The organism is Sphingorhabdus sp. Alg239-R122 (genome assembly GCF_900537065.1).
GTDB lineage: Bacteria > Pseudomonadota > Alphaproteobacteria > Sphingomonadales > Sphingomonadaceae > Alg239-R122.
In genome coordinates this window covers 152173-173303 of record NZ_UNRC01000001.1, presented here as the reverse complement: position 1 = coordinate 173303, position 21131 = coordinate 152173, and the positions used below count along the sequence as shown (strand labels likewise).

General features: G+C 52.9%; 17 protein-coding genes. 9 read left to right on the top strand and 8 right to left on the bottom strand.

Features of this window, described 5'->3' with window-relative positions; translation table 11 throughout:
• Positions 1 to 4: 4 nt before the first annotated feature.
• The 4 genes from G6Q15_RS00860 to pgi form a co-directional block, all read right to left on the bottom strand.
• On the bottom strand, positions 5 to 1537 hold the full coding sequence (locus tag G6Q15_RS00860) for an acyl-CoA carboxylase subunit beta (RefSeq protein WP_164115062.1): 1533 nt from the start codon (positions 1535 to 1537) through the stop codon (positions 5 to 7).
• A gap of 90 nt (positions 1538 to 1627) precedes the next feature.
• Entirely contained in the window at positions 1628 to 2644 is a 1017-nt protein-coding gene (locus tag G6Q15_RS00855) for an aldehyde reductase (RefSeq protein WP_164114584.1), read from the bottom strand.
• Positions 2645 to 2714: 70 nt separating this feature from the next.
• The gene (gene gorA, locus G6Q15_RS00850; RefSeq protein WP_164114583.1) at positions 2715 to 4064 is read right to left on the bottom strand and encodes a glutathione-disulfide reductase; all 1350 of its coding nucleotides are present in this window, start codon (positions 4062 to 4064) and stop codon (positions 2715 to 2717) included.
• Between the two features lie 30 nt (positions 4065 to 4094).
• Positions 4095 to 5606, bottom strand: a complete 1512-nt coding sequence (gene pgi / locus G6Q15_RS00845) for a glucose-6-phosphate isomerase (protein WP_164114581.1) — start codon at positions 5604 to 5606, stop codon at positions 4095 to 4097.
• A gap of 176 nt (positions 5607 to 5782) precedes the next feature.
• Between pgi and lepB the strand changes: the two genes are divergently transcribed.
• Genes lepB through era form a run of 3 tightly spaced genes read left to right on the top strand, consistent with a single transcriptional unit; the run spans position 5783 to position 8195 of the window.
• Positions 5783 to 6625, top strand: coding sequence for a signal peptidase I (gene lepB, locus G6Q15_RS00840; protein WP_275897578.1), 843 nt, complete (start codon positions 5783 to 5785; stop codon positions 6623 to 6625).
• On the top strand, positions 6580 to 7293 hold the full coding sequence (gene rnc / locus G6Q15_RS00835; RefSeq protein WP_164114579.1) for a ribonuclease III: 714 nt from the start codon (positions 6580 to 6582) through the stop codon (positions 7291 to 7293). Before lepB ends, rnc begins: the two co-directional genes overlap by 46 nt.
• Positions 7290 to 8195, top strand: coding sequence for a GTPase Era (gene era, locus G6Q15_RS00830; RefSeq protein ID WP_164114577.1), 906 nt, complete (start codon positions 7290 to 7292; stop codon positions 8193 to 8195). Before rnc ends, era begins: the two co-directional genes overlap by 4 nt.
• 49 nt (positions 8196 to 8244) lie before the next feature.
• Here era and topA read toward each other — a convergent pair whose 3' ends face one another.
• The 3 genes from topA to plsY all read right to left on the bottom strand — a co-directional run bounded on the left by topA (position 8245) and on the right by plsY (position 12682).
• Positions 8245 to 10821 (bottom strand): type I DNA topoisomerase, encoded by a 2577-nt coding sequence (gene topA, locus G6Q15_RS00825; RefSeq protein WP_164114575.1) that lies wholly within the window; start codon positions 10819 to 10821, stop codon positions 8245 to 8247.
• Positions 10822 to 10987: 166 nt separating this feature from the next.
• Complete coding sequence (gene dprA / locus G6Q15_RS00820) at positions 10988 to 12085, bottom strand: DNA-processing protein DprA (protein ID WP_164114573.1); 1098 nt, start codon at positions 12083 to 12085, stop codon at positions 10988 to 10990.
• Positions 12086 to 12091: 6 nt separating this feature from the next.
• Entirely contained in the window at positions 12092 to 12682 is a 591-nt protein-coding gene (gene plsY, locus G6Q15_RS00815) for a glycerol-3-phosphate 1-O-acyltransferase PlsY (protein ID WP_164114571.1), read from the bottom strand.
• 127 nt (positions 12683 to 12809) lie between these two features.
• Here plsY and murI point away from each other — a divergent pair, with 127 nt between their 5' ends.
• The 3 genes from murI (at position 12810) to G6Q15_RS00800 (ending at position 16116) form a co-directional block, all read left to right on the top strand.
• Positions 12810 to 13622, top strand: a complete 813-nt coding sequence (gene murI, locus G6Q15_RS00810) for a glutamate racemase (protein ID WP_164114568.1) — start codon at positions 12810 to 12812, stop codon at positions 13620 to 13622.
• Between the two features lie 137 nt (positions 13623 to 13759).
• A complete protein-coding gene (gene hemA / locus G6Q15_RS00805; protein WP_164114567.1) occupies positions 13760 to 14974 on the top strand; it encodes a 5-aminolevulinate synthase in 1215 nt (404 codons plus the stop codon).
• Between the two features lie 137 nt (positions 14975 to 15111).
• Positions 15112 to 16116, top strand: coding sequence for a DUF2853 family protein (locus G6Q15_RS00800; RefSeq protein ID WP_164114564.1), 1005 nt, complete (start codon positions 15112 to 15114; stop codon positions 16114 to 16116).
• A gap of 120 nt (positions 16117 to 16236) precedes the next feature.
• Here G6Q15_RS00800 and G6Q15_RS00795 read toward each other — a convergent pair whose 3' ends face one another.
• Positions 16237 to 17217, bottom strand: coding sequence for a threonine/serine dehydratase (locus G6Q15_RS00795; protein ID WP_164114562.1), 981 nt, complete (start codon positions 17215 to 17217; stop codon positions 16237 to 16239).
• A gap of 53 nt (positions 17218 to 17270) precedes the next feature.
• On the opposite strand from G6Q15_RS00795, the gene G6Q15_RS00790 reads away from it, so the two are divergent.
• The 3 genes from G6Q15_RS00790 (at position 17271) to G6Q15_RS00780 (ending at position 21060) form a co-directional block, all read left to right on the top strand.
• Positions 17271 to 18479 (top strand): saccharopine dehydrogenase family protein, encoded by a 1209-nt coding sequence (locus G6Q15_RS00790; RefSeq protein WP_164114560.1) that lies wholly within the window; start codon positions 17271 to 17273, stop codon positions 18477 to 18479.
• 25 nt (positions 18480 to 18504) lie between these two features.
• Positions 18505 to 19677, top strand: a complete 1173-nt coding sequence (locus tag G6Q15_RS00785; protein WP_164114558.1) for a carboxynorspermidine decarboxylase — start codon at positions 18505 to 18507, stop codon at positions 19675 to 19677.
• Positions 19678 to 19866: 189 nt separating this feature from the next.
• Positions 19867 to 21060: a type III PLP-dependent enzyme gene (locus tag G6Q15_RS00780; RefSeq protein ID WP_164114556.1), complete on the top strand. Its 1194-nt coding sequence runs from the start codon at positions 19867 to 19869 to the stop codon at positions 21058 to 21060.
• The last annotated feature ends 71 nt before the right edge of the window (positions 21061 to 21131 follow it).

The window sequence follows — 21131 nt, the reverse complement described above, 5'->3', positions numbered from 1 at the left end:
CTTTCTAAAGAGGAATATTGTCATGTTTCTTCCACGGGTTATCGAGCTGCTTGTTCCGCAGCTTGCGTAACCCCAGTGCAATGCGCCGCCGGGTTGAGTGTGGCATTATGACCTCGTCGATAAAGCCTTTGCTCGCGGCCACGAACGGGTTAGCAAAGCGATCTTCATATTCCTTGGTTTTTTCGGCAATCTTGTCAGCGTCGCCAATATCCTTGCGGAAGATGATCTCGACGGCTCCTTTCGCACCCATGACAGCAATTTCCGCGGTGGGCCAGGCGTAATTGAGATCACCGCGTAAATGCTTTGACGCCATGACATCATAGGCGCCGCCATAGGCTTTTCGCGTGATAACAGTAATTTTTGGTACAGTCGCCTCTGCATAGGCAAACAGCAGTTTTGCACCATGTTTGATAATGCCGTTGTGCTCCTGACTTACGCCGGGCAGAAACCCGGGCACATCGACAAAGGTGACAATCGGGATTTCAAATGCATCACAGAAACGCACAAAACGCCCTGCTTTTTTAGATGCGCCGATATCAAGGCACCCGGCAAGCACCATAGGCTGGTTCGCAACGATACCAACCGTGCGGCCTTCAACGCGCCCAAACCCGCAGATAATGTTGCCTGCATGATCGGGCTGGACTTCAAAAAAATCGCTCTCGTCAACAGTTTTGCGGATCAGCTCGTGCATATCATAGGGCGCATTAGCATTGTCGGGTACAAGCGTATCCAGGCTATCCTCAATCCTGTCCCATGCGTCCGCTGTTGGCCTTTCAGGAACCTCTTTCTGATTGTTAAGCGGCAGGAAATCGACCAGGTCGCGCGCTGCGAGCAGCGCATCGATGTCGTTATCGAACGCAATATCGGCCACGCCAGACTTGGTTGTGTGCGTCACCGCACCGCCCAATTCCTCCTGCGTCACGACTTCGTTCGTTACTGTCTTGACCACATCGGGGCCAGTGACGAACATGTAACTGGAATCCTTTACCATCAGAATAAAGTCGGTCATCGCGGGGGAATAGACGGCGCCGCCGGCGCATGGCCCCATTATAAGCGAGATTTGCGGTACAACACCGCTCGCCAGTACATTGCGCTGAAACACTTCGGCATACCCGCCGAGCGATGCCACGCCTTCCTGAATACGCGCACCGCCACTGTCGTTAATGCCTATAACCGGCGCGCCGACTTTCATGGCGTTGTCCATGACCTTACAGATTTTTTCCGCATGGCGCTCTGACAAAGACCCGCCGAAAACGGTAAAGTCCTGGCTGAACAGGAACACAAGACGGCCGTTGATTGTGCCAGAACCGGTAACAACACCATCACCCGGAACTTTCGTTTCCTCCATCCCAAAGTCAACGCAGTTATGCTCGACATACATATCGATTTCTTCAAAGGAACCCGGATCGAGCAGCACTTCGATCCGTTCGCGCGCGGTCAGCTTACCCTTGGCGTGCTGTGCATCAATGCGCTTCTGCCCGCCGCCCAGCCTAGCCGCCGCACGTTTTTGTTCTACCTGTTCCAGAATTTCCTGCATGTCATCTCCAGCTTCTTGAATGGGCTGTTTACCTTTAGACACAGCCTTTCCACAAACCGGAATATATTGCAATTAATCGAACGATTAAATTCACACTTTCACAATGCCCCGCGCGATCAAATCTCGCGCCGTATCCAATACGCTGTCTTCCTCAGGCCGCATCGTCCAGCCCAATTTTCCCCGGGCATGGCCTGAATCGACAATCCGAACCTTGCCCAGCTCTGAAACAACGCTTGCGGCAACGGGATCAAACTTACCCACAAATTTCATCACCCAGTCAGGCAGATTGCGTTTCGGAACCTTACGCGCATCCTTGCCCAAATTCTCAATCAACAAATCCGCAATCTCGCGCATTTTAAAAAATTTGCCTGCTGCCAAAAAGCGTTCACCATCCATATCGGATGCGGTCAATGCCTTCACATGCAGATCCGCCACGTCGCGCACATCTACCACAGCAAAGCCCAGGTCAGGTGTGCCAGGAAATGCGCCTTCGAGCAGTTTTTTAACAGCTTCGAGCGAAGTTGAAAAATCATCGCTCATCTGGGGACCAAGCACCATGCCGGGATTGATCGAGCAGTATTCCATGCTGCCCCCGTTCTCAGTCATCCATTTTCGCGCCTCGCGCTCGGCAATGGTTTTAGATTTCACATAGGGATAGGCATCAGGATGGTCGATATTGCTCCAGTGACTCTCGTCAAAATGGTGCGTTCCCCGGCCTACGCCGTACGCTACCGCCGCCATGGATGACGTCATCACCACCCGTTCTACGCCCGCATCTTTCGCATAACGCAGCGCCCGCAAAGCGCCATCGCGTGCGGGCACGATCAGATCATCTTCATGCTTCGGCGTTGCAGCGGGTAGCGGCGAAGCGACATGCGCTACATGAGTGCATGTCGCCATGGCATCTGCCCAGCCATCATCGGACATAAGATCAGCGGCAAAGACATGCAGCCGGCCATTGTCCACGTCCAATATTTCGCGCAGCTTTGCTTCTTTGGAAAGCGAACGGACGGTGGTGTTCACTTCCCATCCCTCCACTATCAGCTGCCGGATGATATAGCCTGCAATATAGCCGGTTCCGCCGGTAACTAAAACTTTGCGCGCCATATCGCCTCTCCCTGACATTGCCACGATATACTCAATAGCAAATTGCAACCAATGTCAAAATGACGAAAGCCTATTTCAAAAGCACAAGCTCTTCGGCCATGCTTGGATGGAGCGCTACTGTATCGTCAAATGCCTGCTTGGAAAGGCCTGCTTTCACGGCCACCGCAGCACCTTGAATAATTTCGGATGATTCCGGGCCAATCAGGTGCAATCCAATCACTTTCTCATCACTGCCCGCCGTGATCATCTTATACAATCCACGCTCCTCACGGCCGGACACAACGTTTTTCATGGGCCGAAAATCACTACGGTAAATTTTGATATCATCACCATATTTTGCAGACGCTTCTGCTTCAGTCAAACCAACCGATGCAATAGGCGGGCTCGCAAATACAGCAGACGGAATGGCGTCATAATCAACAATGCGTGGGTTGTTATCAAATACCGTATCAGCAAACGCATGCCCTTCACGGATTGCAACCGGTGTTAGCTGAACCCGGTTTGTCACATCGCCAACGGCGTATATGCTAGGGACAGAGCTTTGGTTATATTCATCAACTATAACCGCGCCTGACTTATCCAGCTTTACACCGACTTCTTCGAGGCCAAGCCCCGCGCTATTCGGTGCGCGTCCCGTGGCAACGAGTATCGTGTCATAATCAGCGTTTGTTCCATCATTAAAACCAACATGCAGACTGCCATCCGCCTGTTTTTCGATTTTTTGCAGAGAAGCTTTGAAATGGAAATTAATTCCCTTTTCTTTGCTCAGTTCTACTAGCCGCGCGACAATTTCCTGATCATAACTGCGCAGCAGCACATCGGAGCGATTCAGGATTGTCACATCGCTGCCAAATGCGTGGAAGATACCCGCAAACTCATTGGCGATATAACCGCCGCCAACAACCAGAAGCCGCCCAGGCACTTGCTCAAGATGGAATATTTCATTCGATGTCAGTGCGTGCTCCGCGCCTTCGCATTGCGCAGGTACAGGCCAGCCACCTGTTGCGATCAATATCTTGCCTGCGGTAACCACCTGCCCGCTCGCCAATTTCACTTCATTTGGCCCCGCGACCGTGGCGCGTTCCTCAAACAGTTTCACGTTATGGCTGGACAGCGTGTTGCCATATAGCCCTTCAAGCCGGTCAATATCGGTTTGGACAATATCACGCAGGCGCTGCCACACAAATTTGGGATCATTCACATCCCAGCCAAAACGCGCGGCTTCATGCAGGTCTTCCGCAAAATGCGCTCCATATACGAGCATCTTTTTTGGTACACAGCCACGGATGACACAGGTGCCGCCAACACGGTATTCTTCCGCCAGAGCGACTTTTGCGCCGTGCGAAGCAGCTATACGTGATGCACGCACACCGCCCGAACCTGCGCCAATGACAAATAGGTCATAATCATATTCACTCATAATATAGCTGCTCCTGTTGCGGCCCGGCGCCTATAGCGCGGACAGTTCAATCAACTTTTGTGTGGATGGGTCAAATTCCATTTCGCCTCCACCATTCATCGCTTTTGCAATTTCCTTGCCTAGCTCCACACCAAACTGGTCAAACGGGTTAATTCCCAAAATCACCGCATTCACAAATGTGCGATGCTCGTAAAAAGCAATCAGTGCGCCCAGGCTGGACGGTGTTATATCATCCAGCAATATGGTCGTGGAAGGCCTGTCACCAGTATAGCTGCGCGCTGGGTCGTCTGCACTACGGCCTGTCATAAGCGCGGCACCCTGAGCAAAACAGTTGGTAAGCAGATTTTGATGATGGGCTGGATCAAGATCGTGGCCAGGTGTTTTCGATACGATAAATTCAACCGGCAGCACATGTGTTCCCTGATGCAAAAGCTGGAACACCGCATGCTGCGCGTCGGTGCCTACCCCGCCCCACGTAATCGGCGCGGTCGGATATCCAAGCGGCACACCGTCGCGCGTCACCGATTTACCGTTACTTTCCATTTCCAGTTGCTGCAAATAGCTGGGGAGCAACCTAAGCCGCTCATCATAGGCAAAAACAGCGCGAGTCTGTGCACTTGCAATCTGTGCATAGTAAAGATCCGCAAACGCCGCCATAACGGGTGCATTGCGAGTAAAGTCCGCTTCCAGGAAATGCTTGTCCATAGCCGCAGCCCCGCGCAGGAAAGCATCAAACTCATTCCATCCCAGCGCAATCGCCACAGGAAAACCGATCGAGGACCATATCGAATAGCGCCCGCCCACTGTATCGGAAAATGGCAGGACACGTGACTGGTCAATGCCCCATTCCACGGCCTTATCGGGTGAAGCGGTCAGCGCCACCACACGGCCATAGGGATCGTCCACACCTTCCTGCTCCAGCCATTGCACCGCACTATTCGCATTCAACATGGTTTCGGTGGTTGTAAAAGTTTTGGACGCAATCGCGATCAGTGTCGTTGCGGGGTCCAGCCTTGCAAAGGCTTCCTCCAGCGCGGCACCGTCAACATTGGATACAACCTCAACATGACATAGCGGTTCTTCGCGGCCCAATGCGTCAATGACTAGATCAGGCCCAAGTGCCGATCCGCCAATTCCAATATGCAGCACATGCTTTATCTCGCCAAATGCGCCGCCGTGGATTGCTTCAACCAGTGCGCGCATACGGTCCTGCAAATGCTGCGCCAGTGAAACACTGTCATCATCACCATTGCCACGCTGCGCGGTATGTTCAGCGGCGCGACCTTCGCTCGTATTTATTTCATCCCCAGCAAATAGCGCCGCACGCATATCGCCTAGAGCGCGGGCATCGGCAAGCTCCAGAAATAAATCCAGTTTCGCATGATCAAGGTGTGTTTTCGACAGGTCAAAATATATCTCGCCGCCCGGCATATCGGCAAGGATGCTGAAATCTTTCAGACGGTCGGCCTGCGTGAACAGCTGTTCAATCCGGACTTCCTCCGGCCCGGCAAAGCGGCCCCAATCTGCTGGCATATTACTCATCTCAATCCCCTGTTCGTAACCCGCGCGGTAAAAGTTACTGCTGCGGGCGATGAAAATACGTGGCAATCGGCGCCCACCCTATTATAGGCTAATTACAAATGATAGCGGCTACGCCATAATCAAGAGGCGCTGGGTTCGCGGAGTGTGAATAAACCGGTTGGATTAAAGCAGATAATATGAGCGAACACGACAAAATGGCGAACGAGACGCAAGGCACCGGCACCAAAAACAAAGCTGATGCTGCGTCAGAATGGGCTGACTTTGGCAAGTTTCTTGTCAAACTGGTAATTTTCATGATCATATTGCGTAGCTTCATTGTGTCGCCATTCAATATTCCATCAGAATCGATGCAGCCGCGCCTCGTCAACGGCGATTACCTATTGGTGGCCAAATGGCCTTATGGCTATTCAAAATACAGCCTGCCGTTCAGCATCCCACTCATACCGGGCCGGATATTCGAGAGTGAACCTGAAGCTGGTGATGTCGTGGTTTTCAAGGCACCGCCTACAAATTCGGATGACTATATCAAGCGTGTCATTGGCCTGCCCGGAGACACGGTGCAGATGCAGGAAGGTCAGCTTATACTGAATGGTACGCCAGTTCCCAAGGAACGGGTTGGGGATTTCATTATCGCCGTATCCCCCAACACGGCATGCCGTGACATTCGTTTTGCAGACAGGAATGAAGAAGGCGAAGCTATCTGTCGCTACCCGCAATATCGCGAAACTTTGCCGAACGGGAAAAGCTATAACGTGCTCGATCTTGGATCAAACCCCGCCGACAATACACCGCCTGTGATTGTTCCCGAAGGTCATATGTTCCTGATGGGTGACAATCGCGACAACAGTCTCGACAGCCGTTTTCCCGCTACCCCGGGCGGCGGCATCGGTATCGTCCCCCAGGCTAATCTGGTCGGACGTGCGCAGGTATCTGTCTTTTCGGTTGATGGCTCGGCTAGCCTGAACCCTATCACATGGTTCACCGCACCGCGCTGGGAACGGATTGGAGAAGGGTTTTGAGCCAACCTGACACAAAAAGCTTTCTGGACTCACTTTTTCCGGCGCCCCGCAGCCAGGAAGAACTGTATATCGAAGCTCTGACCCATGGCAGCACAGCCAAAGCAAAAGATTATCAGCGGCTGGAATTCCTAGGCGACCGTATCCTTGGTCTTGTCGTCGCAGAATGGCTGTACATCCGCTTTGCAGGTGAGCCCGAAGGTCGCCTCTCAAGCCGGCTCAATCAGCTTGTATCGGGAGTCACCTGTGCTGACATCGCCCGCAAACTGGATATTTCTCCGCATATTCGCTTGGGCAAACAGGCACGTGATGATGGTGGTGCAGACAGCAGTAATATTCTGGGTGATGTCATGGAATCACTGATCGGAGCTTATTATCTGGATGCTGGCTTCGAAGCCGCACGCGATTTTATCCATGCAAACTGGGCTGCCAAAATGGACAGCGTGACAGAAGCGCCCAAACACCCCAAATCCGCGCTGCAGGAATGGGCCGCCAAAAACAACCGCAAGACACCCGAATACGAACTGGTGGAACGCAGCGGACCACATCATGCGCTGGAATTTACGGTGCGTGTTTCGGTGCGTAACGTCGGCGAAGTTCAGGCAACGGCAAATAGCAAGCAGGCTGCGGAAAAACTGGCAGCCCGAAAATTCATGGAAGAATATACATGAGCGAAGAGAAAGCCAAAAGCTGCGGCCTGGTCGCCGTTATCGGCGCGCCCAATGCGGGTAAATCGACATTGGTGAACGCATTGGTCGGGCAAAAGGTGGCGATTACCAGCGCCAAGGCACAGACCACGCGCGCGCGCCTTATGGGCATTGCCATTCGTGACGAGGCACAGCTTCTGCTGGTCGACACACCGGGCATATTCTCTCCCGAGCGCAAGCTGGACCGCGCGATGGTCAGTGCCGCCTGGGGCAGCAGCGAAGGTGCGGATATTATTGCACTTGTGGTCGATGCCAAGGCGAAGATGAGCAAAAAAACCGACCAGATTGTAGAAGCGCTCGTAAACCGTGAAGGCCGCAAGATACTCGTGCTCAACAAGGTAGATATTGCCGCCAAAGACAAATTGCTTATCCAGACGCAGAAGCTCACCGAAAAACTGGTGTTTGAGGAAGTGTTTTTTGTGAGTTCCACTACTGGCGACGGTGTGCCTGAACTGAAAGACTGGCTCGCTGACAATATGCCTGAGGGCCCCTGGCATTTCCCTGAAGATGAAGTCAGCGATGCCAGTGAGCGCATGTTGGCTACGGAAATCACACGTGAGCAGCTTTACCGGCAACTCCACAACGAATTGCCCTATGCCAGCGCCGTGGTTCCTGAAAGATATACCGAACGCAAAGACGGTTCAGTTGAAATTCGTCAGCAGATACTGGTCGCCCGCCCCACCCAGCGCGCAATCGTACTGGGTAAAGGTGGTTCGCGAATCAAGGAAATCGGTGCCGCCGCCCGAGAAGAATTATCACAGATCCTGGGTCGCAAAGTGCACCTCTTCCTTCACGTCAAAGTCAGCGAGAAATGGGATGAAGACAAGGAAGTCTACGAGACCATTGGCCTTGACTGGGCGGGGTAACCTTTAAATTCCTTTGCCGTATTAATGCGAAAGCAGGAACACCAAAATATCAGCTCGTTTTTGCGGAAGCCTTCTTTTTGGCAGGCGCCTTTTTCTTGGTGGGCACTTTCTTTTTAGCCGCAGTTTTTTTCTTCGCTGGCGCCTTGCGCTTTTTCTTCTTTGCCGGCCCTTTGGCCGCACGTTCGTCGATTAGGCGAACAGCCTCATCCAGCGTGATCTCATCCTTGTCCATCGTCTTGGGAATAGTCGCATTGACATTGCCATCGGTGACATAGGGGCCATAGCGGCCATCCATGACTTTCACATCGGCTTCATTGCCCGGGTGCTTGCCCAGTACTTTCAGCGGTTCCTGACGCCCGCGTCCTCTGCCCGGTTTTTTCTGCGCCGCTTCAGCCAGCTTCACAACTGCTGCATTCATGCCTGTTTCAAACACTTCCATGGTGTTTTCAAGCTTTGCATATTTGCCATCATGCACAAGATACGGGCCGTAACGGCCGATGGATGCCTTGATTTCATTGCCCGTTTCAGGATGCTCACCAATGGTGCGCGGCAGTGAAAGCAGTTTGAGCGCCCAATCAAGGTCAATATCAGCGGCATTCATGTCTTTTGGAATCGAGCCGCGCTTGGCTTCCTTGCCCTCGCCGCGCTGCACATAAGGACCGAAGCGTCCATTGAGACGATTGATTTTCTCCCCTGTTACTGGATCCTCGCCCAGTTCCACAGGTCCTGTATCGCCATCATCCTTGGCACCGCCTTGCGCGAATTTACGGGTATATTTGCATTCAGGGTAGTTGGAACAGGCAACAAATGCGCCAAAACGGCCGCCGCGCAGCGCAAGCTTGCCCTCATTACAACGCGGACACAGGCGCGGATCGCTGCCATCTTCATTTTCGGGGAACAGATAAGGTTCAAGGAAAATATCCAGTTCCGCCGTGATATCTGATGGTTTCTGTTCCATCACCTCTTCGGTTTTGGGTTTGAAATCCTTCCAGAACGCAGCAAGAAATTCCTGCCATTGTGCACGGCCGCCGGATACATCATCCAGCTCGTCTTCCAGCTCCGCCGTAAAGTCATATTCAACGTAACGGGTAAAGAAACGTTCCAGAAAACCTGTAAGAAGTCGCCCGCTTTCCTCTGCAAAAAATCGATTTTTTTCGACACGGATATAGGCACGATCTTTCAATACCTGCAATGTGGATGCATATGTTGATGGACGTCCGATGCCCAGTTCTTCAAGCTTCTTGACCAGACTAGCCTCGGAATAGCGCGGCGGTGGCTGTGTGAAATGCTGCTCGGCCTCAACCGATTTTTTGGCGGAACTGTCACCTTTGGACATGGGTGGCAGCATGCCATCCTCGTCCTTGTCTTTTTTGCGGTCGTCATTGCCTTCTTTATAAAGTGCCATGAAGCCAGGGAATTTGACGACCTGTCCGGTAGTGCGTAAGCCGGTCTGGCCCGTACCATCCAGAAATTCGACCGTTGTACGCTCAAGCCGCGCCGTCGCCATCTGGCTTGCCAACGCGCGTTTGAAAATCAGGTCATATAGCCGGGCATGGTCGCCCGACCCTGCCTTGTCCCGCGTAAAGCTGGTCGGGCGGATCGCTTCGTGCGCTTCCTGTGCGTTTTTAGCTTTGCTAGCATAATGCCGTGGTTTTTCAGGTAGATAGTCGCCTGAATAGCGGTCTGAAACCGCTTTGCGTGCAGCGGAAATAGCGCTACCGTCCATCTGTACGCCATCTGTACGCATATAGGTAATCGCACCATCTTCGTAGAGCTGCTGCGCAATACGCATGGTATGGCTGGCTGCAAAGCCGAGCTTGCGCGCGGCCTCCTGTTGCAGTGTAGACGTCGTAAATGGCGGTGGCGGGTTGCGCTTGAGCGGTTTGGTTTCAACACTTTCGACAGTGAATTGGCCATTTTCAACAGCGGCCTTGGCGGCTTCTGCCGAACCTGCATTACCCAGCGTCATTTTGCCCAGTTTTTCGCCTTTGAAGCGGACCAGTCGCGCAACAAAATCTTGTCCGGCCTGCTCCATATTGGCAATAACCGACCAATATTCTTCAGGTCTGAACGCCTCAATCTCGCGCTCACGTTCAACCAATATTCGCAGCGCAACGGATTGGACACGCCCGGCTGACTTTGCGCCGGGCAACTTGCGCCACAATACTGGCGACAGGGTAAAACCGACCAGGTAATCAAGCGCACGGCGCGCACGATAGGCATCAATCAGGTCTTCATCCAACCCGCGCGGATTGGCCATCGCTTCTGTGACAGCCGCCTTGGTGATGGCATTGAACGTCACCCGGTCAACTTTTTCGGGTAGCGCCTTGCGCTTCTTGAGCACTTCCAGGACATGCCAGCTAATCGCTTCTCCCTCGCGGTCAGGGTCAGTCGCGAGAATCAAGCGGTCGGCTTTTTTGGCGTTGTCGGTAATAGCTTTCAGCTGCTTGGTCTTGTCACCATAATTCTGCCAGCTCATTTCGAAACCATCGTCCGGTTTGACCGAACCGTCTTTTGGCGGCAAGTCGCGAATATGACCATAAGAGGCCAGAACACGGAAATCCCCGCCCAGGTATTTTTCGATTGTTTTCGCTTTGGCCGGTGATTCGACAATGACTAACTGCATGTTCTTTATGGTTCCGATCTAATTTAATGGTCGGTTACTGGCGCGGTTTTTGCCGCATATCATCCTCTATTAGGTGTGGCGACCTATCCTCTTTCGTCAAGAGGGTCCAGTATAAAGGTGCGATTTTACGTGTGGGAATGGCTCAGACGCAGGTACAAATACCAAATCAGGGCTTAAGCGAAACCCTGGCGCCCGCATGCCGGTCCAGTCGCCCGGCAAGCTCCAGCTCGAGCAATATGGTCGCAACCTCGGCGGCTGGCATTCCCGATTGCCTGACAAGTTCATCCGTGCCAATGGCTGTCATATTGAGCAGGTTTTCCACCGTGCGGCGCGATGTATCGCTTAGTTCCATGTCAGTTTGCACAAGCTGTAATTCATATGGCCTTGGGTCTTCACGAACCAGACGTTCATCAATCGAGCCAATCTGCTCCAGCACATTTTCGGCAGACTGTATCAATGTCGCACCATTGCGGATCAACGTGTTGCAGCCGCGCGCACGCGGGTCGAGTGGAGAGCCGGGTATCGCCATAACGTCGCGGCCTGCTTCTCCCGCCAGCCTTGCAGTAATAAGCGACCCTGAACGCGGTGCCGCCTCCACCACCAGGGTCCCGGCTGATAGTCCGGCGATGATACGGTTGCGAAACGGGAAATGCCGTGCCAACGGTTCGGTGCCGGGCGGCTGTTCGGCAATAACAAGCGCACCATTTGCCATGGTTTCCTGAAGTTCCGCATTTTCGGGTGGATAGGCAATATCAATGCCGCTGGCGATGACGCCAATGCTGCCCGGTCCCGCGCCCATATGCGCCGCTGTATCGATGCCGCGCGCCAGACCTGACACAATCACGCAGCCTTGCTGGGCCAGATCATGTGCAATCTTGCGGGCAAATTTGCATGCCGCCGCCGATGCATTGCGCGCACCGACTATAGCCACTGATTGCCGATTTAAAAGCGCAATGTTACCGCGATAGGTGAATATAGGCGGCGCATTTTCCATGTGCCCCAACAGGGTGGGATATTCCGCATCATCATGGAAAAGATAAGCCGCATCTGCACGGTCAGCTGCATCCATTTCCTTTTTCACACTATCCGTATTTGCAAGGCGCGGCGTGCGTCCTCCGCCTCTTTGCGCCAGACCAGGTAGCGCACCAATCGCTTCCACAGCATTGCCAAAACGGGCGAGCAGCTGAAAATATGTGACAGGCCCGATATTACCGGACCTGAGTAACCTTATGCGTGCAAATTTTTCCTGCTCAGAAATAGGCATAAGGATTTAGCTCTTGCCGATTTTGGGTTCTTCGCCCGACGCAAGCCGCGCGATATTGCCGCGGTGCTTTGCAATGACCAAAAGCGCCATGATAACAAACACGGGCACCAATGTCCCGGCACCCAGCAGCCAGGCAGCAAATGGCGTCGATACCGATGCCAATATGCCGCTGAGCGATGAATAGCGAAATGCAAACGCCGCAACGAGCCAGACCAGTGCAAAAACCAGCCCGACCATCCAGTTGAGCGCCAGTGAAATTCCAAGCAACGTTGCCACGCCCTTGCCCCCGCTGAATTTCAGCCAAACCGGGTACAGATGTCCCAGGAACGCAGCCAGTCCCGCATATTTGCCCATACCGGGGAATAACGCCTCTGCTATCAGCACAGCTGCGGCTCCCTTGCCGATGTCCAGCAACAATGTCGCCGCTGCCAACCCCTTGCTACCCGTACGCAGAACATTGGTTGCGCCGATATTGCCTGAACCGATACTGCGCAGGTCCCCTGCTCCGGTCAGGCGGGTCAAAACCAGGCCAAAGGGTATCGAGCCCAGTAGGTAGCCAAGTAGTCCCATTAGTGCCGGATTTGTCCACTCACCCATATTCTAACGTCCTCGGCTTGCCAGTTGGTTCACCCGTCACTGCTAGCGCGTCCAGCGAAGCGCCACAAGGTGACAATGGCCACATGCCCGCTTGATTGATCCGTTTCGGATGCTATGCGTGAACCCCATGGATAGCAAAACCCCGGATATAGATGCGCCGATCCTGTTTTTTGACTCTGGTGTCGGCGGACTATCGGTGCTCGCTGAAGCACAAAAACACCTACCTAAAGCGCCGGTCATATATGTTTCCGACAGCGCAGCCTTTCCCTATGGCACAAAATCTGAAAAAGAAATTGCCACCCGTGTGCCGGTTTTGCTTGGGAAGCTGGCTGAGCGCTTTCATCCGCGCCTTATCACCATTGCCTGTAACACGGCCTCCACCATAGCGCTGGACAGTGTGCGTCAAGTGCTCGACATTCCCATAGTCGGAACAGTTCCCGCGGTTAAACCCGCCGCTGAAATGACCAAAACAGGTGTCATAGGCCTGCTTGGTACAGAAGCCACCGTGCGGCAGCCCTATATTGATGTGCTGGCCCAAAAATTTGCAAAAGACGCGGTGCTGCTCCGCCATGGCTCCGCTGAACTTGCACCCGCTGCTGAAGCCATGATGCGCGGCGAGCAAGTTGATGCACAAATATATGCGCGCGCCATGCATGGATTGCTAGAGCAACCGCGCGGAGATGAAATCGATATCGTCATCCTGGGCTGCACCCATTTCCCACTAATTGAAAAACAGCTTGCGGATCATGCCACCACCTCCGTGCAGTTCGTGCATGGCGGTGCAGGCATTGCGCGGCGCATTGCTTATCTGACACACGGCCAGAAATGGCCGGAAAATGCGCTTGGCGGACACTTTGTAACGACAGGTGATTTAGCCGGAGTAAAGCCTTATGAAAAAGCGCTGGCGCACTATGGACTTGCGCAATTTTCCGCCCTTTGAACCGGTTCGGGCAAAACACGCAACCGGCAAATCGCTTATTGCAAGCCGTTCGCGCTGGAAATCCGTGATATTTTTGCTAAAGGGCTATGTAAGCCCGCGCTAGACGCAACGTTACATAAGTTACCGGGATAGATATTTTGAATTACGACCAGATTTTTGATTCTGCCATAGAGCGGCTGCATGCCGAGGGGCGTTACCGGGTATTTATCGACATCCTGCGCAACAAAGGGTCCTACCCCAATGCCCGTTGTTTTGGCGGACATAATGGACCAAAGCCGATCACTGTATGGTGCTCCAATGACTATCTGGCCATGGGGCAGCACGAAGATGTGATTGACGCGATGGAAGAGGCTCTGCACAATGTGGGCGCCGGTTCAGGCGGTACGCGCAATATTGGCGGCAACACGCATTATCATGTTGAACTGGAAAGCCAGCTCGCCGACTTGCATGGCAAAGACGGCGCATTGCTGTTCACTTCAGGTTATGTATCGAATGATGCGACACTGTCCACACTGGCAAAACTGTTGCCCGGCTGCATAATATTTTCTGATGAGCTCAACCATGCCTCCATGATCGCGGGTATCCGCAATTCGGGCTGCGAAAAACGTGTATTTCGCCACAATGATGTTGCACACTTGGAAGAATTACTTGCCGCAGAAGACATTGATACGCCAAAGCTTATCGCATTTGAAAGCGTCTATTCGATGGATGGCGATGTTGCGCCCTTACACGAGATTTGCGACCTGGCCGACAAATATAATGCGCTCACCTATCTTGACGAAGTACATGCCGTGGGCATGTATGGTCCGCGCGGCGGCGGCATTTCCGAACGTGATGGTGCGGCGGACCGCATCACCATTATCGAAGGCACGCTGGGCAAAGCATTTGGCGTAATGGGCGGATATATTACCGCCGACCGCAAAATCGTGGATGTCATCCGTTCCTATGCCCCCGGCTTTATTTTCACGACCAGCCTGTCACCGGCGCTGGTGGCTGGCGCACTGGCCAGCGTGAAACACCTTAAAAACTGCAACAAGGAACGTGAAGCACAACAGGCCGCGGCAGCGATGCTGAAAAAAATGCTGACCGATGCCGACCTGCCCGTTATGCCGTCCACAACGCATATTGTGCCGCTGATGGTCGGCGATCCGGTCAAAGCCAAAAAAGTCAGCGATATATTGCTGCAGGAATATGGCGTCTATGTGCAACCAATCAATTATCCAACCGTCCCACGCGGCACGGAACGCCTGCGCTTCACACCAGGACCCGCGCATACGGAAGACATGATGCGCGACCTTACCAAAGCACTTTTGGAAATCTGGGGCCGCATGGAACTGCGCCTCGCAGCCTGACCCATGCCTTCAAAACATTTCTGAGACAATATATATCAGGCCGTAAACAATAGTAACATACCACCAGCTTTTATTGACGAACGACCTATAAACGGTAAACCTCACACCATCTTACAATAATGGAGAGGAAGGCCGAAATGGCAGAAAATTGGACAGTAAATGTCAAGAAATATGCACCAGATGCTATTGATAGCGTAATTGATGCAATTGTTAAACATTGCGGGATTGCATTACAGAACCGTGATTCATCACTTGTGTCATTCAGTGACACAAAAGAAACAGACAGGGTTCGCGAGAGTTTTCTCAAAAAGAAACTCGGATTGACCCATCCGGATACCGAACTTGATGCCGCTATCGCGGCAGTCGGTGAACGGATGAGTGATGACACAACCAAAAACCGGGTTACGGTATATTATCTGCTTACCGAGCTATTTGGTAAATTGGATATATTTGGCGGAACTGCGGGTTCTTATTCAGCAGCAGGTTTGGCAGGTGCAACCGCAGCTGGCGCAGCAGCTGCAGGAATGGCAAGTAGCGCTACAGCTGCAGATACAGACAGTTCGGCAACATATGCTGAAGCAGAGCCAGTGCATGCAACTTCCGAATATCATCATGAGGAAGAAGAATCTGGCGGCCTGGGCTGGCTGCTCTGGCTGTTATTGGCCGCTGCCTTGGCTGGCCTGCTTTACTGGCTTTTCACACGTGACAATAATGATGCGGTGCAGGGTGCAGACGACAATGTCCCGGCAGAATCAATGCCGGCTACTGCGCCTGGATCAACAGTCATCCCTGAAGGCGCTGGTGTGGTATCTGAGCTACGTGACGAAAAACCTGCAGTCATCGTCTATTTCGATACCGGAAAAGCTGAGGTTGCGCCTGAATTTGCGGACGAAGTTGCCGCAATGAAAGCGTATGTTGATGCAAACGCGGATGCAGAGCTCGCGGTATCAGGTTATAACGATCCTACAGGCAATGCAGAGTTGAATGCAGAATTGTCCAAGAGCCGGGCACAGGCTGTTCAGGCTGCTCTGGTTACAGCAGGCGTTCCCGAAGGTTCAATTGATCTGGTAAAGCCTGTTGATACAACTGATGAAGACACGGATATGGCTCAGGCCCGCCGTGTTGAAGTGACGGTAAAATAAAACTAGAAACTTTTAGCTTCTAAAGAATGCGGCGGGCTTGAATAAGTCCGTCGTTTTTTTACGTAAAACATGAGTATATTTCAGCGGAAAAATCAGTCATATCTACATATAAAATAGAGATCAGCTTGCGATGATCCGCGCGAACAGGGCCGGATCAACATTTCCGCCAGATAGTGTAACAACAGCATTGCCGGTAATATCCACCTTGCCCGCGAGCACTGCAGCCAACGCCACTGCACCGCCCGGCTCGACAACCAGTTGCAGCTTGCTGAATGCAACACGCATTGCATGTTCGACTTCGGCTTCTGTGACATGGAAACCTCTTGCATTACGCTTGGACAGAATATCAAACGTCAGCGGCGATACGCGCAGGGTTTGCAGTGCATCGCATATTGTGAATGGCGGATTCGGTGCAACGGGTACAATTTCACCGGCCATAAGCGAATGCGCCATATCGTCCCAGCCTTCCGGTTCAACCACGACAATATCCGCCTGTGGATTGGCAAGCGCGCAACCGCTGGCCAATCCGCCGCCGCCACAACAGGCAATAATCTGGTCAGGCTCCTCCCCCGTCAGTGCCAGCATTTGTGCGCGCAGTTCCATACCCGCACTGCCCTGTCCTTCAATAATCCAGGGGTCATCAAAGCTGGACACGATGGTTGCACCTGTATCGGCGGCAATATCTGCCGCGATCTGTTCGCGCGACCCGTTCAGCCGGTCATAGGTGATAATCTTCGCGTCCATATCTGCCGTTGCCTGCATTTTGGCGGCCGGTGCATCCTCGGGCATAATAATGACCGCAGCGATGCCAAGACGCCGCGCAGCCCAGGCCACACCCTGTGCATGATTGCCACTGGAAAATGCCACTACACCTTTGGCACGCTGCTGCTCATCCATATCCGTGAGTCGGTGCCACCCGCCGCGTATCTTGAATGCTCCAATGGGCTGCAGACATTCCGCCTTGCACCAGATGGCATGCCCATCTACCTCAAGCGGCAATAAAGGCGTAGCGGGTAATATAGCCGCGATCTTCTCTGCCGCGCGCGCCGCACCTTCGACGCTTGGCTTGCGCGCGGGATTCAAAAGGGATTGTTCTGTCATAGGCACTGGCTATATGGCAGATAGAACAAAACGTCACCTGTCAGGAGAAAGTGATGAGCAGAATTTTGGTAATTGGCGCAGGCGGCGTTGGGTCGGTTGCGGTGCACAAGATGGCGATGAACAATGATATTTTCTCACATATTACGCTTGCAAGCCGGACCAAGTCCAAATGCGATACTATTGCCGTCTCTGTGAAAGAACGCACTGGCGTGGATATTGATACATTTGCGATTGATGCAGATGATATAGATGCCACAGTCGCGCTTATCGAACAGGTCAAACCCGCGCTCGTGTGCAATCTGGCGCTCCCCTACCAGGACCTCAACATCATGGAGGCCTGCCTCAAAACCGGCGTGCACTATATGGACACCGCCAATTACGAACCGCGCGATGAGGCGAAGTTCGAATATCACTGGCAATGGGCATATCAGGATAAGTTCGAAGAAGCGGGCCTAATGGCGCTACTCGGCTCCGGTTTTGATCCAGGCGTCACGTCCGTTTTCGCCAGTTACCTGAAAAAACATTATCTGGACCGGATCGACACACTCGATATTCTCGACTGTAATGGCGGCGACCATGGCCAGCATTTTGCCACCAATTTCAACCCTGAAATCAATATCCGCGAAGTGACTGCACCCGCACGCCGCTGGGAAAATGGCGCATGGGTGGAAACGCCCGCGCTGACCGAAAAACAGACATTTGATTTTGAGCAGGTCGGTGAGAAGAATATGTACCTCATGTATCATGAGGAAATTGAATCACTTAAGACCCATTATCCCGAAATCCAGCGTATCCGTTTCTGGATGACCTTCGGCGACGCGTATCTCACCCACCTCGAAGTGCTGCAGAATGTCGGCATGACGCGGATTGATCCGGTGATGTACGAAGGCAGGGAAATCATCCCGCTACAATTCCTGAAGGCCGTATTGCCTGAGCCCGCGAGCCTGGGAGAAACCACCAAGGGCAAAACCAACATCGGTGACATCGCCACCGGCCTTGCGAAGGATGGCAGTACAAAGACATTCTATATCAATAATATCTGCGATCATGAAGAAGCGTACGCGGAGACTGGCAATCAGGCAGTGAGTTACACTACCGGCGTTCCCGCCATGATAGGTGCCGCAATGATCCTGACCGGCACATGGGAAGGCAACGGCGTGTTCAATATGGAACAGTTCGATCCCGACCCGTTTATGGACATGCTCAACGAGCACGGATTGCCGTGGCAAGTGAAGGAACTGGGCGGGCCGTTGGCTTTCTGATCCATCATTGCGAGGTAACTATATTATGCAAACACAGGCAGGCGATCCGGGGGCATTTTCAGGCTTTGACCTGAATCGTGTCCCGACGCCTGCATTTGTCGTTGACGAGGTCGCAATCCGGCGCAATCTGGAAATACTGACGGATATCAAGGCCCGCAGCGGGGTAAAGATACTTGCCGCACTCAAGGCATTTTCGATGTGGTCACTGGCGCCTTTGGTCAGCGAGCATCTGGATGGGTGCTGCACATCAGGCCTGTGGGAATCGCGGCTCGCAGCAGAGAAATATAGCGGCGAGGTCGAAACCTATTCTCCTGCATATAAAGCGGAGGATATGGACGAGATATTTGCGCTGTCTGACCATGTGGTTTTCAACAGCCCGAGCCAGATTGCCCGGTTTTCGGACGTGGCGGAGAAAGCGCGTACTGCCGGTCATAACTTCGATATCGGTCTGCGTATCAATCCCGAAGTTCCATTGGGTGAGGTTGAGAAATATGATCCGTGCCAGGCGCATAGCCGGCTCGGCTTTCCGGTAAGCCAGCTAAAACCCGAACATCTGCAAGGCGTATCAGGTCTCCACTTCCACACATTGTGCGAACAGGATTTTGTGCCTCTCAAGAAAACATGGGACCGGCTCTATCCGCAGATCAAAGATATGCTCCCCGACCTCAAATGGATTAACCTCGGCGGCGGACATCATATCACCCGTGATGACTACCAGCGCGACGAACTGGTCAATTTTCTAGCGCAGATTCACGAAGATACAGGACTCGAAATCTATCTTGAGCCCGGCGAAGCAATTGCTTTGGATGCGGGGATATTGGTGGGCGAGATACTTGACGTGATGGATAATGGCATGAAAGTCGGTATTACCGATATTTCCGCCACCTGCCATATGCCTGATGTAATCGAAGCACCCTACCGCCCCACTATGCTGGGCGAAAAAGATCAAGGCGCGCAGATCCGGCTTGGCGGACCATCATGCCTCGCGGGTGATATTATCGGTGATTACGTACTTCCCGTGCCCATGAAAGCGGGGCAGCGCATCGCATTTCTGGATCAGGCGCATTATTCGATGGTGAAAACCAATACGTTTAATGGCGTCCCCCTGCCCTCAATATGGTTGTGGAACAGCGAAACCGATGCACTACGCAGTATCCTGCAGTTTGACTGGAGCGAGTTCAGGGACAGGTTAAGCTAGCCAGCCACTGGAAAAAAGCAGTTTCATCACTATATTATAGATGAAAACAACAAAGCTTCGCGTCACGATACAAATTTATGCTTTACAGCGCGAACGCCCGAAATTATATCCGCGCTTCGCTGCCCCAAGGGGACTTCCAACCGCAAGGCAGCATTTTGCTATAGACGAACGTTTAGGGGGTCCCTTGAGTTGCACATATATCCTGACGCACAGGCCGTAGTCGGGGCGCATCGCCCCACCGAACCGGTAATTCTCAACAGACCCCATGCCGCAGCCCGTGCGGCCCGCTATTTCGTGGATAATTTCCCCGGAAAATCACTCTATGCTGTCAAGGCCAACCCTTCACCTGAATTGCTTCAAATCCTGTGGGATTCGAGCATCACACATTATGACGTAGCTTCAATTGCCGAAGTGCGGCTGGTAGCACGCACTTTGCCAAATGCCGTGCTGTGCTTCATGCACCCCGTCAAAACTGCAGAAGCAATTCATGAAGCCTATTTTACCCATGGCGTACGCATATTCTCACTCGACAGCCTGGATGAACTGCTCAAGATCCGTGAAGCCACGCATGATGCAGATGATTTAACGCTGTGTGTACGCTTGCGCGTATCGTCTGAATTTGCCGAACTGAGCCTTGCCGCAAAATTTGGCGCTGACCTGAACGAGATGCAGGAGTTACTCATGCAGTCACGGCAGGTGGCCGATACGATGGGCATCTGTTTCCATGTTGGCAGCCAGGCCATGTCGCCACATGCCTATGTGCAGGCACTGGAAAAAGTTCGCGCTGCAATTGTCGATGCGTCGGTTACTGTTGATATCGTCGATATTGGGGGCGGTTTTCCGTCGGTTTACCCAGGCATGAAACCTCCTGCCCTGACTGATTATTTCGAGATTATCGACCGTACCTATGAAAGCTTGCCGATCAGCTATTCAGCCGAGCTGTGGTGCGAACCGGGGCGCGCGCTGTGCGCCGAATATAGCTCGCTTATCGTGCGCGTGGAACGCCGCCGCGGCAATGAGCTTTATATCAATGATGGCGCCTATGGCGCATTATTTGATGCCGCGCATATTGGCTGGCGCTTCCCCGTGCAAAGCATGAACGACCTGCGCCAAGGCGACGTTGAACCATTCAGCTTTTACGGCCCTACATGCGATGACATGGACTATATGGCTGGTCCCTTTGAATTGCCTGCCGATATAGCCGCAGGTGACTATATCGAGATCGGCATGATCGGCGCCTATGGCGCGGCAATGAAGACTGCTTTCAACGGTTTTGGCGACGCAACGAGTTTTGATGTTGCCGATGAACCGATGGCCAGCCTGTATACTGGAGTCGTGCACCGCGACAGATCACAGGGCAATGTGATCTCGATCGGCAGCTAGATTCCTGATACTGTAAATAAGTTGCATTTGACAATCGGTTTTACATGACGCAGTCTCCTGTCCATAACCAT

Coding starts and splice junctions, on each gene's coding strand:
- era (WP_164114577.1), top strand. CDS start 7,290: ATGAGCGAAGAGAAAGCCAAAAGCTGCGGCCTGGTCGCCGTTATCGGC.
- G6Q15_RS00855 (WP_164114584.1), bottom strand. CDS start 2,644: ATGGCGCGCAAAGTTTTAGTTACCGGCGGAACCGGCTATATTGCAGGC.
- lepB (WP_275897578.1), top strand. CDS start 5,783: ATGAGCGAACACGACAAAATGGCGAACGAGACGCAAGGCACCGGCACC.
- pgi (WP_164114581.1), bottom strand. CDS start 5,606: ATGAGTAATATGCCAGCAGATTGGGGCCGCTTTGCCGGGCCGGAGGAA.
- dprA (WP_164114573.1), bottom strand. CDS start 12,085: ATGCCTATTTCTGAGCAGGAAAAATTTGCACGCATAAGGTTACTCAGG.
- topA (WP_164114575.1), bottom strand. CDS start 10,821: ATGCAGTTAGTCATTGTCGAATCACCGGCCAAAGCGAAAACAATCGAA.
- G6Q15_RS00785 (WP_164114558.1), top strand. CDS start 18,505: ATGCAAACACAGGCAGGCGATCCGGGGGCATTTTCAGGCTTTGACCTG.
- murI (WP_164114568.1), top strand. CDS start 12,810: ATGGATAGCAAAACCCCGGATATAGATGCGCCGATCCTGTTTTTTGAC.
- G6Q15_RS00860 (WP_164115062.1), bottom strand. CDS start 1,537: ATGCAGGAAATTCTGGAACAGGTAGAACAAAAACGTGCGGCGGCTAGG.
- plsY (WP_164114571.1), bottom strand. CDS start 12,682: ATGGGTGAGTGGACAAATCCGGCACTAATGGGACTACTTGGCTACCTA.
- G6Q15_RS00795 (WP_164114562.1), bottom strand. CDS start 17,217: ATGACAGAACAATCCCTTTTGAATCCCGCGCGCAAGCCAAGCGTCGAA.
- rnc (WP_164114579.1), top strand. CDS start 6,580: ATGGTTCACCGCACCGCGCTGGGAACGGATTGGAGAAGGGTTTTGAGC.
- gorA (WP_164114583.1), bottom strand. CDS start 4,064: ATGAGTGAATATGATTATGACCTATTTGTCATTGGCGCAGGTTCGGGC.
- G6Q15_RS00790 (WP_164114560.1), top strand. CDS start 17,271: ATGAGCAGAATTTTGGTAATTGGCGCAGGCGGCGTTGGGTCGGTTGCG.
- G6Q15_RS00800 (WP_164114564.1), top strand. CDS start 15,112: ATGGCAGAAAATTGGACAGTAAATGTCAAGAAATATGCACCAGATGCT.